Genomic DNA, 13,634 nt, shown 5'->3' on the forward strand with positions numbered 1-13,634 from the left:
GTCGTACCGGGGGCGCCGCGTCTTCCTGCCGGGCGGACCTCAGCCCAGCGACTTCTCGATGGCCTCGAAGACATCGGCGTCGGTCTCCCGCTGCCAGGCCGGGAGGTCCGGCCAGTCGGCCACGTAGCCGGGCTTGGGCTCCTCGAAGTGGTGGAACATCTGAGCCGTCCAGCACAACGCGACGAAGCGGCTCTTCTGCTCGCGGGAGAGCCGTGCCGTCGAGCCGCCGCTGATCTCCACGAAGTGACGGACCTGCTCGTGGACGGAGCTCGCGGCCTCGCGCTCCCATTGCGGGGTCTCGTCCCACGGCGTGACGTAACCGGCCTTCGGCTCGCCGGGGAAGTGCCGCCGGACTCCCGCGATCCAGGCTTCCCGGAACAATCGTGCGCCCTCGGTCTGCGACATGCCTATTCCTTTCGTCACGGCGTGCTCAGAGCGCCGATCCCGGCCCCCAGCTCCGCTACGCGGGGATCACGGCTCAGAGGGCCGAACTCGTCGTACAGGGCCCGGAGTCTACGGGCGACGTACCCGGAGGCGGAGGCTCGGGCCAGTGAGATGGCTTCCCCGCCGTACGCCACCACCTGCTCGACATCGCGCCGCTTGGCGCCGATGGCGGCCAAGTCGGCGAGGACCGCTCCGCGTCGCCGGTACGACTGCCCGGAGGCCAGTGCTGACTGCTCCAGAGCGTCTCTCAAGACGTGCTCCGCCAAGTCGAGACGGCCGAGCCGTACGTACCGCGATCCGCGTTCCTCGGCCAGTCGCGCACCGTCGAACCGGAGCCATCCACCGTGGTCGCCGGGCACGTCGAGATCGCGAACGTCCTCAGCCAGATCCATCGCGCGCTCGCACGCCATGAGGTCGCCGAGACCCGCGTATGCCTCGGCCTGGACGGAGGCGACCCAATGACGAGTGGCGAGGGCGCTGTCTCCTCGGCCGGCCAGTCGTTCGGCCGCTGCGAGCATCTGAGCCGCCTGGTGAAAGCGCTGCTCGGCCATGTCCACGTAGGCGTGACGGACGAGTGCGCACGCCCACAGGTCGTACGCCCCGGCATCCCTGCTGATCGATGCCGCGAGCGAGTACGACCCCACGGCGTCGGAGTACCGGTTCCCGTCGAACGCCACCTCGCCGGCCAATTGGAAGAGTTCGGAGGCCGCGTGCAGCAGAGGCTGCGGGCTTCCGCGGTGGTTCGCCAGCGCCTCGTTCAACGTCGTCAGTTGGTCACGGATGACGGGATACACGGAGCCCTTGGAGCGGGCCAGTCGGTAGACCTGCCAGAGGTGGCTGTTCATGCGGGCGAAGTCGGCGGGTGCCCCTCGGAGAACGCCCTCGGTGAGGGCCTCGGCCTCCAAGGCCGGCAGGGCGGTCAGAGCTCCGCTGACAGTCAGAATGCGGAGAAATTCGCGGCGAATCATTTCGTCGGGGTCTCCCGCGCTCGGAGGTGCGATGGAGTGACTGCGTCCAGCGGTTTCCTCGACTGTGGCTCGCGAGGGTGGTGCGAGGAGGACGTCCAACTCTTGGAAGCCCGCTTCGAGGACGGTGGCCAACGCCCTTCGCTGCAGCGGTTGAGGAGTGACTTTGCCGCTTTCCCAACGTCCGACAGTGGTGCGGTCGACGCCGAGTAACTCGGCCAGCTTCTCCTGACTGTAGCCCAGGGATCTGCGCCGCTCCGCGAGTCCCATGCCACCCCCTTTCCTGCGGCTCAGCCCCTGCGGTACCCGTGCACGGACGTGCCTCAAGACTGCCGCATGAACGCCGTGGAGACCTCCGACTCATGCCGCTTCCATGGAAGTTGCCCCGGACGAGCAACGGGATTCACAAAGGAGTTCGGTCATGACGACGAAAGACGAAGCCGAGGCACGCGTGCCGGACACGCCGGCACAGCACCGGAGCGTGGAGATGGCGCAGCGAATCCTCATGACCCTCAGAGTCTCCCGCGACTCCGGCCGAACCTGGGGCCGGGTGACGGAGGTGCGGGAAGTCGAGGAGCCGGTGTTCCTCGACAACCCTGGACTCTTTCCGGCGTGCATGTGCCCGCGCTGCACGAATCGTTCCCCGCGTTTCGGAGTCTCCTCGCGGGCGGGGTCGTGATGCGGTGCTCCTACTGGCGCCGGCTGCCCCCGGATCTGAGGCGGGAAGCGCAGGAGAGGTCGGCCGACGTCTGCGTCGACAGCGTCGTGCAGTGCCAGTTGTCCGCACACGAGGACGGGGAGCACTACGGCCTCGTCGGCGATCCGGGTGCGTACGGCACCGCGTTGTGGGTCCGCTGGAAGGTGATGACCGCCGTGGACCTGGTCGCCCTGCGGGACTGCCCGGCAACCGCCCCGGGGCCGGACGGTGACGGCTGCTGCCTGTTCGCCGGTCATGGTGAGCAGCACACCTGGGAGGGCGCGTCGGAGAAGGCTCCCCGTAGCGGTTGACACACGATCCGGCGGGACGGGCGCCCCGGGGCCGGCCGATGCCGGTGACCGGTGCCCCGAACCCGCGGCAGCAGGGGCGTCCCGTCCCGGGGTGCCCCTGCTGCCGCGGAAACCGGTGGTCAGGACCGTTCCGCCGCCCCGTGCCGCCGCAGCCCCACCGCCACCACCACCGCGCCGACGAGGAGGAGCGCCGCGTCCAGGGCGACCACGGTGCGGACGCCCATGAACAGTTCGCCCCGCGTGGTCGCCAGTACGCCCAGCAGCGGGATGCCGAGGGTCAGGCCGACCTGTTGCGTGGTGGTGACCAGGCCGGTCGCCAGACCCTGTTCGTCGTCGGGGACCCCCGAGGTCACCGTCAGGCCGTAACTCACGATCGCGCCCAGGTGGCACATGCTCGCCAGCGAGACGCCGACCGTCGCGACCAGTACACCGGTGTGCTCGCCCAGTGCCAGCAGCAGCGCGACGAAGGCCCCCTGACCGAGGAGCGAGCCCACCAGGGTCCGGCGGGCGCCGAAGCGGCCGATCACCCGGGGGGCGTACGTACCGGCCACCGCCGACAGGAGGCCCTGGACCCCGAAGACCAGCCCCGTGGCGAACGCCGACAGGTCCAGTACGTCCTGGAGGTACAGCGTCAGTACGAAGACGACGGTGGACATCAGCGCGAAGGTCAGCAGACCGCCGAGGTTGCCGAAGGCCACCGTCCGGCGCCGCAGCATCGGCAGTGAGACCAGTGGCTCGGCGGCCCGGGCCTCCACCACCGCGAAGGTCACCAGCAGCGTCACCCCGAGGGCGAGGGAGACCAGGACGTCCACGTGGGCGAAGCCGCGCTGGGCGGCGGTCGACAGCGCGTGGATCAGGGCGAGCAGCCCGCCGGTGACGCTGACCGCACCCGGCACGTCCAGCCGGGGCCGCCGCGGGGTCCGGGACTCCGTCAGCACCCCCGGGGCCAGAGCGAGGACACCCACCGAGGCGAGCGCCAGCAGTCCCATGGTGGAGCGCCAGCCCAGCGTGTCGGTGAGCACCCCACCCGCCACCATGCCCACGGTGAAGCCGAGCGAGAGCAGTGTGCCGCTGATCCCCAGCGCCCGGTCGCGCTCCGGGCCCTCCCGGAACGTGGTGGTCAGCAGCGACATCCCGGTGGGCACGATCGCGGCCGCACCGAGCCCCTGCAGGGCGCGCCCCGCGAGGAAGGGCACCGGGCCCCAGGCGAAGGTCGCCAGCAGCGAGGCCGCGCCGAACACGAGAAGACCCGCGAGGAAGAGCCGGCGCCGCCCGTAGAGGTCGCCGATCCGCCCGAAGAGCAAAAGGAATCCGCCGGAGGGCAGCGCGAACGCGGTGATCGCCCACTGGAGCTGGGAGGTGCTCAGCCCGAGGTCGGCTCCGAGCACCGGCAGGGCCACGTTGAGTACGGAGAAGTCCAGCGCCACCATGAACTGGGCGGCGCAGAGCACGAGGAGGACCAGCCGGGAGCGGCCGGAGAGCCGGACGGGACGGGGCGCTCCGGGAGCCGCCGGCCTTACGGGTGCGGCGGCGCCGGGGATGCCGGGGGCCGCGGGAGGGGTTTCTGTCGCCATGGCCCCACCTTCGGCGGCACGGAACAACGGTGGGGAGACGCTCCTTATCCTGTTGGTGGCACCACCAGTTGGCGGAGGAGCGACGGGAAGGGCGGGCCCGACAGGGCTGTGGGGACCGCCGGGGCCGCCGGAAGCGACGTCCGGCACCATGTGCGCGAACCAGGGGGAGTGAGACGACGTGGCGACACCGGCCCGTTCGACGATCGGCAGTGCCAAGGCCCACCGGCTCGGCGAACTGCGCGAGTTCCTGATGAGCCGCCGGGCCCGGGTCACCCCGGCCCAGGCCGGGCTCCCGGACGGCGGCGCGCGCCGCCGTACCCCGGGGTTGCGCCGTGAGGAGGTCGCCGTCCTCGCGGGCGTCGGGGTCTCCTGGTACCAGTGGCTGGAGCAGGGACGCGACATCACCGTCTCCCCGCAGGTGCTGGACGCGGTGGGCCGGGTCCTGCGGCTGACCAGCGCGGAGCGCCGTCATCTGTACGTGCTCGCCGGGCTCAACCCGCCCGCCCCCGAAACCGATCCGGCCGACGCCGGCATGGACGCCGGGCTGCGCCGGCTCATCGACGCGTGGATGCCGTTCCCGGCGCACATCATGGACCGCTACTGGAACGTCGTGCGCTACAACGACGCCGCGTCCACGGTCCTCGGGCTGCGCCCCGGCATCGTGCAGAATTGCCTGATCTCCTTCTTCACCGACGACGTCTACCGGTCCCGGGCGACGACCTGGGACCTGATCGCGCCGCGGGTCGTCGCCCAGTTCCGCGCCGGCTGCTCGGAGGACCCGGAGGACGAGGGGTTCCAGGCCGTCGTCGCCGAGGCGAAGGAGGCCAGCCCTGCGTTCGCCGCCCTCTGGGAGCAGCGCGACGTCGCGCCCGGTGGCCTGATGCGCAAGGAGCTGGAGCACCCCGTGGCGGGAACCCTGCGGGTGGAGTCCACCCAACTGCGGGTGCCCGCCCGCCCGGACCTGGCTATCGTGCTGCACACCCCGCTGCCGGGGACCGGTACCGAGGAGCGGCTCGTCTGGCTGGCGTCCCCGGCGGGACGGCGCGGCGCGATGTACCCGGTACCGGGATGAGGCGCCCCGCCGCACGGTTCGTATGCTCGGCACATGACTGAGAGCACCGACCTCGGGGCCGAGGACCGCAAGATCGTCACGCTCGCGCGCAGCGCCCGCGCCCGCAACGGGGTTCCGGAGGGCGCGGCCGTCCGGGACGAGACGGGACGCACGTACGTGGCGGGGACGGTGGCGCTGGAGTCGCTGCGGCTCACCGCCCTCCAGACGGCCGTCGCGATGGCCGTGGCCAGTGGGGCGACCTCGCTCGAAGCGGCGGCCGTCGTCTCGGACGCCGAGGCGCCCGCCGACGAGGACCGGGCGGCGGTGCGCGACCTGGGTGGGGCGGACACCCCGGTGTTCCTGGCGGGCCCCGACGGGACCGTACGGGTGCGGGTCACCGCGGGGTGACGTCGCCCACGTGGGCGGGCGGCCCCGGGGCGGCCCGCCCGGCGGTCGGGGCAGCCGGTCACTCCCCCCGGGGCGCGTACATGATGACCGCCATGCCGGCGAGGCAGACCAGCGCGCCGGCGATGTCGTACCGGTCCGGGCGGTAGCCGTCGGCGACCATGCCCCAGGCGATCGAGCCGGCGACGAAGACCCCGCCGTAGGCGGCGAGGATGCGTCCGAAGTCGTCGTCGCTCTGCAGGGTCGCGACCGCCCCGTACACACCGAGGGCGATCACTCCCGCGCCGATCCAGGCCCATCCCCGGTGCTCGCGGATGCCCTGCCAGACGAGCCAGGCACCTCCGATCTCGAAGAGGGCGGCGACGACGAAGAGGGCGGCGGAGCGGGCGACGAACATGGGGGCACGCTATCCCCAGCAGGCTGTCTTCCCCGCGTCCGACCTGCGTCCGACCTGCGTCCGACCTGCGTCCGACCTGCGTCCGGACCGGGGCCCGCCCGCCCCGCGCGGGGGGTTCGCGGACCACTGTTGTGCACCGGGCCGCCGGGATCGGGGACAATGGGCGCCATGAGCGCTCGACCGAACCCCGAAGCCGCCCCGCGGCAGGCCACGGACACCGACCCCCACCGGGCCGGCTTCGCCTGCTTCGTGGGCCGCCCCAACGCGGGCAAGTCCACCCTCACGAACGCTCTGGTCGGGCAGAAGGTGGCGATCACGTCCAACCGCCCCCAGACCACCCGGCACACCGTGCGCGGCATCGTGCACCGTGACGACGCGCAGCTGATCCTGGTCGACACCCCGGGACTCCACAAGCCGCGCACCCTCCTCGGCGAGCGGCTGAACGACGTCGTGCGGACCACCTGGGCCGAGGTCGACGTCATCGGTTTCTGCCTGCCCGCCGACCAGAAGCTCGGCCCCGGCGACAAGTTCATCATCAAGGAACTCGCCGCCATCAGGAAGACCCCGAAGATCGCGGTCATCACCAAGACCGACCTGGTGGACTCCCGGGCCCTCGCCGAACAGCTGCTGGCCGTCTCGCAGCTGAGCCAGGAGCTCGGCTTCGAGTGGGCGGAGATCGTGCCGGTCTCGGCGGTCAAGGACGACCAGGTCGGGCTGCTGGCCGACCTGATCGCCCCGCTGCTTCCGGTCAGCCCGCCCCTCTACCCGGAGGGCGACCTCACCGACGAGCCCGAGATGGTCATGGTCGCGGAGCTGATCCGTGAGGCCGCGCTCGAAGGCGTGCGCGACGAACTGCCGCACTCCATCGCCGTCGTCGTCGAGGAGATGCTGCCGCGCGAGGACCGCCCGGCGGACAAGCCGCTGCTCGACATCCACGCCAACGTCTACATCGAGCGTCCCAGCCAGAAGGGCATCATCATCGGCCCGAAGGGCCAGCGGCTGAAGGACGTCGGCACCAAGTCCCGCAAGCACATCGAGGCACTGCTCGGCACGCCGGTCTTCCTCGACCTGCACGTCAAGGTCGCCAAGGACTGGCAGCGCGACCCCAAGCAGCTCCGCAAGCTCGGTTTCTGAGCCGGCCGGCCGGCGGCCCGCACGCCGCCGCCGGCCTCATGCCCGGTCCTACGCACCCTCGCCGAGGACGCGCGAGACCAGCGTGCGCTGGTCGTCGGTGAGGTGCGGATCCGCGCAGTGCACGGTCCGCCCGTCGACGGTGATGGTGTAGCGGAAGCCGTCCGGCACACCGGCCGGTGGTTCCCCGGCCCCCTCCGCGAGCGCGGAACGGGCCAGGGACTCCCAGGCGGCGGCGTCCGCCCGCCCGGCCGTGTCGATCTCGCCCCGGCGGGAAAGGCCGGCGAATCCGCCGGTCCGCTTCACGTGAATGCGCATGGGATCCATAGTGGCCCGCTCACTCGGTCGGTACGCCCACTTCGGACCACCCCTTGATCACGGCCTCGCGCTCGTCGCCCTCGCCGAAGCGGTCCCGGGCCGCCGCCACGGTGAGCCGGGCGAAGTCCGCGAAGTCCGCCGTCGCCGTCAGTTCACCGCCGGTCAGCACGTCGAACCAGATCTGGCCGGCCCGCTCCCAGGCGTTCCCGCCGAGGGCGGACGCGGCGAGGTAGAACGCGCGGTTGGGGATGCCGGAGTTGAGGTGGACGCCGCCGTTGTCCTCGTCGGTCTCGATGTAGTCCTCCATCGAGGCCGGCTGCGGGTCCTTGCCGAGTACGTCGTCGTCGTACGCGGTGCCCGGCGCCTTCATCGAGCGCAGCGCCTCCCCGGTGACCCGGGGGGCGAGCAGGCCCGCGCCGATCAGCCAGTCCGCCTGTTCGGCGCTCTGCCCCAGGGAGTACTGCTTGACCAGGGAGCCGAAGACGTCCGAGACGGATTCGTTGAGCGCGCCGGCCTGGCCCTCGTAGACGAGGTTGGCGGTGTGCTGGGTGAGGCCGTGCGCCAGTTCGTGGGCGATGACGTCGATGGAGAGGGTGAAGTCGAGGAAGATCTCGCCGTCACCGTCGCCGAAGACCATCTGCTGGCCGTCGAAGAAGGCGTTGTTGTAGTCCCGGTCGTAGTGGACCGAGCCGATGAGCCGCATCCCCTTGCCGTCGAGCGAGCTGCGGCCGTACGCGGAGAGCAGCAGGTCGAAGGTGGCGCCGAAGCCGGCGTACGCGCGGTTGACGCTGGCGTCGCCGGTGGGGTCGTCGCCCTCGCCCCGGACCTTGCGCCCCGGCAGCGCGGTGTGGTGACGGCAGTCGTAGATCGAGCGCCGGGGCTTGCTGGGCACGGCGCCCGCCGTGGCCGGAGCAGGCGCGGTGGCGGCCAGCGACGCCGCTCTGCGCAGGGTGCGGCGCATGCCGTCCGCGTCGAGCGTGCGGCGGGCCGGACCGGCGACCGCCGGGTCGTCGGACTGCGCCAGCTGGTCGAGGAGGTGCGGCGGCACGATGGTGCAGAAGACGGGGTGGAGACCGGAACCGTCATGGGGTCGAGAGATCATGATGACGACTGTGGCACTCCGTCATCACTCTGTCACTGGTTGCGACGGCAATTGACGAAATAGAGTGATGGATCACTGTTTACTCGCCATGTGCGCACAGTCCCGCATACTGATACGGACCGGCGTCCCTCGCACCTCTCGGTTACTCTCGTCGCATCATGCGTTTCGGGCTGCTTCTCCTTAGCTGCCGCGGTGAGGGCCTGTAGTCGTAGGCCGACCCCCTCCCCGCGGAGTCTGGTGCTGCAGCGACACAGTCGGCCGTCCCCCAGCTGGACCCCGAGGAGCCCTACGCCATGACCACCGTGAACCCTTCCGGTAATTCCGTCGGCCGTCCCACGCCGATCACCAACGCGACGCGGCTCCAGAAGAACTCCGGAATGCCGGTCCACAAGTACGGCCGGTACGAAGCGGTGGAGATCCCCGACCGGACCTGGCCCGACCGCCGGATCACGGCGGCGCCGCGCTGGCTCTCCACCGACCTGCGCGACGGCAACCAGGCCCTGATCGACCCCATGTCCCCGGCCCGCAAGCGCGAGATGTTCGACCTGCTCGTGAAGATGGGCTACAAGGAGATCGAGGTCGGCTTCCCGTCCTCCGGCGAGACCGACTTCGCCTTCGTGCGCTCCATCATCGAAGAGGGCGCGATCCCCGAGGACGTGACGATCTCCGTCCTGACCCAGTCCCGCGAGGAGCTGATCGAGCGGACCGTCGAGTCGCTGGTCGGCGCCCACCGGGCCACCGTCCACCTGTACAACGCCACCGCCCCCACCTTCCGCCGCGTGGTCTTCCGCGGTTCGAAGGAGCAGGTCAAGCAGATCGCGGTGGACGGCACCCGGCTGGTCATGGAGTACGCCGAGAAGATCCTGGGCGACGACACGATCTTCGGTTACCAGTACAGCCCCGAGATCTTCACCGACACCGAACTGGACTTCGCCCTGGAGGTCTGCGAGGCCGTCTGCGACGTGTGGCAGCCCGAGGAGGGCCGCGAGATCATCCTCAACCTGCCCGCCACCGTGGAGCGTTCGACGCCGTCCACGCACGCGGACCGGTTCGAGTGGATGTCGCGCCACCTGTCCCGCCGCGAGTTCGTCTGCCTGTCGGTCCACCCGCACAACGACCGCGGCACGGCCGTCGCCGCCGCGGAACTGGCCCTCATGGCCGGCGCCGACCGCATCGAGGGCTGCCTGTTCGGCCAGGGCGAGCGCACCGGCAACGTGGACCTGGTCACCCTGGGCATGAACCTCTTCTCCCAGGGCGTCGACCCGCAGATCGACTTCTCGCAGATCGACGAGATCCGCCGCACCAGCGAGTACTGCAACCAGATGGAGATCCACCCGCGCCACCCCTATGCGGGCGACCTCGTCTACACCTCCTTCTCCGGCTCCCACCAGGACGCCATCAAGAAGGGCTTCGACGCCATGGAGGCCGACGCGGCCGCCCAGGGCAAGAGCGTCGACGCTCTCGAGTGGGCCGTACCGTACCTGCCGATCGACCCGAAGGACGTCGGCCGCAGCTACGAGGCCGTGATCCGGGTCAACTCGCAGTCCGGCAAGGGCGGTATCGCGTACGTCCTGAAGAACGACCACAAGCTGGACCTGCCGCGCCGGATGCAGATCGAGTTCTCCCGGATCATCCAGGCCAAGACGGACGCCGAGGGCGGCGAGGTCACCCCCGCGCAGATCTGGTCGGCCTTCCGGGACGAGTACCTGCCCAACGCCGACGACGTGGCGGCCCGTTGGGGACGGGTCCAGATCCGTTCCGGCCAGACCACCACCGAGCAGGACGGCCGGGACACGCTGACCGTCGAGGCGACCGTGGACGGCGTCGACACCGTGCTGACCGGGACAGGCAACGGCCCGATCTCGGCCTTCTTCGAGGCACTGGCCGGCATCGGCATCGACGCCCGGCTGCTGGACTACACCGAGCACACGATGAGCGAGGGGGCCAGCTCGCAGGCGGCCGCCTACATCGAGTGCGCGATCGACGGCAAGGTCCTGTGGGGCATCGGCATCGACGCCAACACCACCCGGGCCTCGCTCAAGGCGGTCGTCTCCGCGGTCAACCGCGCCGGCCGCTGACACCGGGCCGGAGGCCGCCGCGCGCCCGCCCCGGAGCCCTGCCGGTCCCCTCCCGCACCGTTCGCCGATCCCCGTCCACCCCTTCCGGGTGGGCGGGGATCGGCCATTTCCAGGTCTTGTGACAGTCGAGGTGCTGACGCCGCCTCGTGCATGTGGCTAACATCACGTGCAACCCACGGCAATGTTGCCGGAGCGTTACGGAGGTGTGCGACGTGCGGTCAGCCAAAGGACAACGCGCCCTGAGAACGGGCTTGTACGGCCTCCGCACCGCCTGGGACGTCGTGGGCGACGGCGAGTTCTTCTGCCAGGACTGCGGCGGCGACCGCAACTACCGCCGCCTCACCGGCCGGCACCGCTTCACCGTGCTCGGGGTGCCGCTGGTGCGGCGCGGCGGCACGGCCCCGGTCGTCGAGTGCGCCGACTGCCGTGCCCGCTTCGGCACCGAGGCCCTGGAACACCCCACCACCACCCGGTTCTCCGCGATGCTCCGGGAGGCCGTGCACACGGTCGCGCTGGCCGTCCTCGCCTCGGGGGGCACCCCCCGCACCGCCCTGGAGACCGCGGCGGCCACCATCCGCGAGGCCGGGCTCGACGACTGCTCGCAGGAGCGGCTCCTCACCGTCGTGGAGGTGCTGACCGCAGACATCGGCCAGGAGGACGGCACCGGGGCCGCCGGGGCGTGCGGCGCCGCCCTCGCCATCGAGCTGCACGAGGTGCTCACTCCGCTCGCGGACCACCTGGTCCCGGCGGGCCGCGAGTCGGTCCTGCTCCAGGGTGCCCGGATCGCACTGGCCGACGGCCCGTACGGCGCGGCGGAGCGCGAGGTGCTCACCACCGTGGGCCACGCGCTGCGGATCCGCCCCGAGGACACCGCGCGACTGCTCACCGAGGCCGCCCGCACGCCGTCCTGAGCCCTTCGGACGACCCCGGCGCCCCCGACTGCCCGCGGAGCCCTCCGAGGGCGCGTACCGGGGGCTCCGGGGGCGCCGGACACCGCCCCGTCCGGTGCGCGACAATGGGGCCATGAGCTTGTTCCGGGACGACGGCGTCGTACTGCGTACGCAGAAACTGGGCGAGGCCGACCGGATCATCACCCTGCTGACCCGCGGCCACGGCCGGGTGCGCGCGGTCGCCCGCGGGGTGCGCCGCACCAAGTCGAAGTTCGGCGCCCGCCTCGAACCCTTCTCCCACGTGGACGTGCAGTTCTTCGCGCGGGGCAGTGAGCTGGTCGGCCGGGGGCTGCCGCTCTGCACGCAGAGCGAGACCATCGCCCCGTACGGCGGCCGGATCGTCACCGACTACGCCCGTTACACGGCCGGCACCGCCATGCTGGAGACCGCCGAACGCTTCACCGACCACGAGGGCGAACCTGCCGTCCAGCAGTACCTGCTCCTCGTCGGCGGGCTGCGCACCCTCGCGCGGGGCGAGCACGCGCCCCACCTGATCCTCGACGCGTTCCTGTTGCGCTCCCTCGCCGTGAACGGCTACGCCCCGAGCTTCGAGGACTGCGCCCGGTGCGGAATGCCCGGTCCGAACCGTTTCTTCTCCATCGCCGCGGGTGGAGTGATCTGCGCCGACTGCCGGGTCCCCGGGAGCGTCGTACCCTCCTCGGAGGCCCTCGGCCTGCTGAGCGCGCTGCTCAGTGGTGACTGGGCGACGGCGGACGCGTGCGAGGCGCGTCATGCCAGGGAGGGGAGCGGGCTGGTGTCCGCCTACCTGCACTGGCATCTGGAGCGCGGTCTGCGCTCGCTGCGGTACGTGGAACAGTGATCCTCGCAGCCGTCCGCGGAGAAGCGACACAGGGAGACAGAGAAGCTCATGGCAGTACGCGGGATCCTCGGCGGCCGTAACCGGCGCACGTACAAGACCCCCGAGACGCACCCGTCCGGTGCGACGCCCCCGAAGATCCCCGCCGAGCTGGTGCCCCGGCACGTGGCCGTCGTGATGGACGGCAACGGCCGCTGGGCCAAGGAGCGCGGTCTCCCGCGCACCGAGGGCCACAAGGTCGGCGAGGCCGTCGTCATGGACGTCCTCAAGGGCTGCATCGAGATGGGCGTCAAGAACCTCTCGCTCTACGCCTTCTCCACGGAGAACTGGAAGCGTTCGCCGGACGAGGTGAAGTTCCTGATGAACTTCAACCGCGACGTCATCCGCCGCCGCCGTGACGAGATGGACGAGCTCGGCATCCGCATCCGCTGGGTCGGCCGGATGCCCAAGCTGTGGAAGTCCGTCGTCCAGGAGCTCCAGATCGCCCAGGAGCAGACCAAGGACAACGACAGGATGACGCTGTACTTCTGCGTCAACTACGGCGGCCGGGCGGAGATCGCCGACGCGGCGCAGCGCATCGCGCAGGACGTCGCGGCGGGCAGGCTCGACCCGTCGAAGGTCAACGAGAAGACGTTCGCGAAGTACATCTACTACCCGGACATGCCGGACGTGGACCTCTTCGTGCGCCCCAGCGGCGAGCAGCGCACCTCCAACTACCTGATCTGGCAGAGCGCGTACGCCGAGATGGTCTTCCAGGACGTGCTGTGGCCCGACTTCGACCGCCGCGACCTGTGGCGCGCCTGCCTGGAGTACGCCCAGCGCGACCGCCGCTTCGGCGGGGCGCAGGAGATCGCACCGGCCGCCGGGACCGCGCCGGAGGCGTGACGCCGGGAGAGCGGAACGGCGGAGGGGGAGGACCGGCCACCGGTCCTCCCCCTCCGCCGTTCCGGCTCCACCGCTACCGCGCGCACTCCGCGCAGGTCCCGAAGATCTCCACCGTGTGCGCCACGTTGACGTAGCCGTGCTGGGAGGCGATCGTCTCGGCCCACTGCTCCACGGCCGGGCCCTCCACCTCGACCGCCTTGCCGCAGACCCGGCAGACCAGGTGGTGGTGGTGCTCCCCGGTCGAGCAGCGGCGGTACACGGACTCGCCGTCGGTGGTGCGCAGGACGTCCACCTCGCCCGCGTCGGCGAGGGACTGGAGGGTGCGGTAGACGGTGGTCAGACCCACCGAGTCACCGCGGTGCTTGAGGACGTCGTGCAGGTCCTGCGCACTGCGGAACTCGTCGACCTCGTCGAGGGCGGCCGCGACCGCCGCCCGCTGACGGGTGGAGCGCCCCCGTACCGGAGCCGCGTTCGTGCCACTGATCGGCGCCGCCACAGCTGCCTCCTCG

15 protein-coding genes are annotated in these 13,634 nt (G+C 71.2%); 8 read left to right on the forward strand and 7 right to left on the reverse strand.

Annotated elements, in window-relative coordinates; all coding sequences use genetic code 11:
- Nucleotides 1-39: 39 nt before the first annotated feature.
- Both PZB77_RS21625 and PZB77_RS21630 read right to left on the reverse strand, forming a co-directional pair.
- Complete coding sequence (locus PZB77_RS21625; RefSeq protein ID WP_275494265.1) at nucleotides 40-405, reverse strand: hypothetical protein; 366 nt, start codon at nucleotides 403-405, stop codon at nucleotides 40-42.
- A gap of 14 nt (nucleotides 406-419) precedes the next feature.
- Complete coding sequence (locus PZB77_RS21630; RefSeq protein ID WP_275494266.1) at nucleotides 420-1,679, reverse strand: helix-turn-helix transcriptional regulator; 1,260 nt, start codon at nucleotides 1,677-1,679, stop codon at nucleotides 420-422.
- 342 nt (nucleotides 1,680-2,021) lie between these two features.
- On the opposite strand from PZB77_RS21630, the gene PZB77_RS21635 reads away from it, so the two are divergent.
- Nucleotides 2,022-2,417: a hypothetical protein gene (locus PZB77_RS21635; protein ID WP_327269554.1), complete on the forward strand. Its 396-nt coding sequence runs from the start codon at nucleotides 2,022-2,024 to the stop codon at nucleotides 2,415-2,417.
- A 119-nt stretch (nucleotides 2,418-2,536) separates the two neighbouring features.
- Here PZB77_RS21635 and PZB77_RS21640 read toward each other — a convergent pair whose 3' ends face one another.
- Nucleotides 2,537-3,991, reverse strand: coding sequence for an MFS transporter (locus PZB77_RS21640; RefSeq protein WP_275494267.1), 1,455 nt, complete (start codon nucleotides 3,989-3,991; stop codon nucleotides 2,537-2,539).
- A gap of 178 nt (nucleotides 3,992-4,169) precedes the next feature.
- Between PZB77_RS21640 and PZB77_RS21645 the strand changes: the two genes are divergently transcribed.
- Nucleotides 4,170-5,063 carry a helix-turn-helix transcriptional regulator gene (locus PZB77_RS21645; RefSeq protein ID WP_275494268.1) on the forward strand — a complete coding sequence of 298 codons (894 nt, stop codon included), beginning with the start codon at nucleotides 4,170-4,172 and terminating at the stop codon, nucleotides 5,061-5,063.
- 33 nt (nucleotides 5,064-5,096) lie between these two features.
- Nucleotides 5,097-5,450, forward strand: coding sequence for a cytidine deaminase (locus tag PZB77_RS21650; protein ID WP_275494269.1), 354 nt, complete (start codon nucleotides 5,097-5,099; stop codon nucleotides 5,448-5,450).
- 58 nt (nucleotides 5,451-5,508) lie between these two features.
- Here PZB77_RS21650 and PZB77_RS21655 read toward each other — a convergent pair whose 3' ends face one another.
- Nucleotides 5,509-5,844, reverse strand: a complete 336-nt coding sequence (locus tag PZB77_RS21655) for a YnfA family protein (protein WP_275494270.1) — start codon at nucleotides 5,842-5,844, stop codon at nucleotides 5,509-5,511.
- A gap of 168 nt (nucleotides 5,845-6,012) precedes the next feature.
- Here PZB77_RS21655 and era point away from each other — a divergent pair, with 168 nt between their 5' ends.
- Nucleotides 6,013-6,978 carry a GTPase Era gene (era, locus tag PZB77_RS21660; protein WP_275494271.1) on the forward strand — a complete coding sequence of 322 codons (966 nt, stop codon included), beginning with the start codon at nucleotides 6,013-6,015 and terminating at the stop codon, nucleotides 6,976-6,978.
- A 48-nt stretch (nucleotides 6,979-7,026) separates the two neighbouring features.
- On the opposite strand, the gene PZB77_RS21665 is transcribed toward era, so the two are convergent.
- Both PZB77_RS21665 and PZB77_RS21670 read right to left on the reverse strand, forming a co-directional pair.
- The gene (locus PZB77_RS21665) at nucleotides 7,027-7,293 is read right to left on the reverse strand and encodes a protealysin inhibitor emfourin (protein WP_275494272.1); all 267 of its coding nucleotides are present in this window, start codon (nucleotides 7,291-7,293) and stop codon (nucleotides 7,027-7,029) included.
- 19 nt (nucleotides 7,294-7,312) lie between these two features.
- Nucleotides 7,313-8,395, reverse strand: a complete 1,083-nt coding sequence (locus PZB77_RS21670; protein ID WP_275494273.1) for a M4 family metallopeptidase — start codon at nucleotides 8,393-8,395, stop codon at nucleotides 7,313-7,315.
- Nucleotides 8,396-8,688: 293 nt separating this feature from the next.
- On the opposite strand from PZB77_RS21670, the gene leuA reads away from it, so the two are divergent.
- The 4 genes from leuA (at nucleotide 8,689) to PZB77_RS21690 (ending at nucleotide 13,125) form a co-directional block, all read left to right on the forward strand.
- Nucleotides 8,689-10,473: a 2-isopropylmalate synthase gene (gene leuA, locus PZB77_RS21675; protein ID WP_275494274.1), complete on the forward strand. Its 1,785-nt coding sequence runs from the start codon at nucleotides 8,689-8,691 to the stop codon at nucleotides 10,471-10,473.
- A 212-nt stretch (nucleotides 10,474-10,685) separates the two neighbouring features.
- Nucleotides 10,686-11,384: a TerB family tellurite resistance protein gene (locus PZB77_RS21680; protein ID WP_275494275.1), complete on the forward strand. Its 699-nt coding sequence runs from the start codon at nucleotides 10,686-10,688 to the stop codon at nucleotides 11,382-11,384.
- Nucleotides 11,385-11,496: 112 nt separating this feature from the next.
- Nucleotides 11,497-12,243 (forward strand): DNA repair protein RecO, encoded by a 747-nt coding sequence (recO, locus tag PZB77_RS21685; protein ID WP_275494276.1) that lies wholly within the window; start codon nucleotides 11,497-11,499, stop codon nucleotides 12,241-12,243.
- A 48-nt stretch (nucleotides 12,244-12,291) separates the two neighbouring features.
- Complete coding sequence (locus PZB77_RS21690; protein WP_275494277.1) at nucleotides 12,292-13,125, forward strand: isoprenyl transferase; 834 nt, start codon at nucleotides 12,292-12,294, stop codon at nucleotides 13,123-13,125.
- Nucleotides 13,126-13,198: 73 nt separating this feature from the next.
- Here PZB77_RS21690 and PZB77_RS21695 read toward each other — a convergent pair whose 3' ends face one another.
- Nucleotides 13,199-13,621, reverse strand: a complete 423-nt coding sequence (locus tag PZB77_RS21695) for a transcriptional repressor (RefSeq protein WP_275494278.1) — start codon at nucleotides 13,619-13,621, stop codon at nucleotides 13,199-13,201.
- Nucleotides 13,622-13,634 lie beyond the last annotated feature (13 nt).

The organism is Streptomyces sp. AM 2-1-1 (assembly GCF_029167645.1).
Classification (GTDB): domain Bacteria; phylum Actinomycetota; class Actinomycetes; order Streptomycetales; family Streptomycetaceae; genus Streptomyces.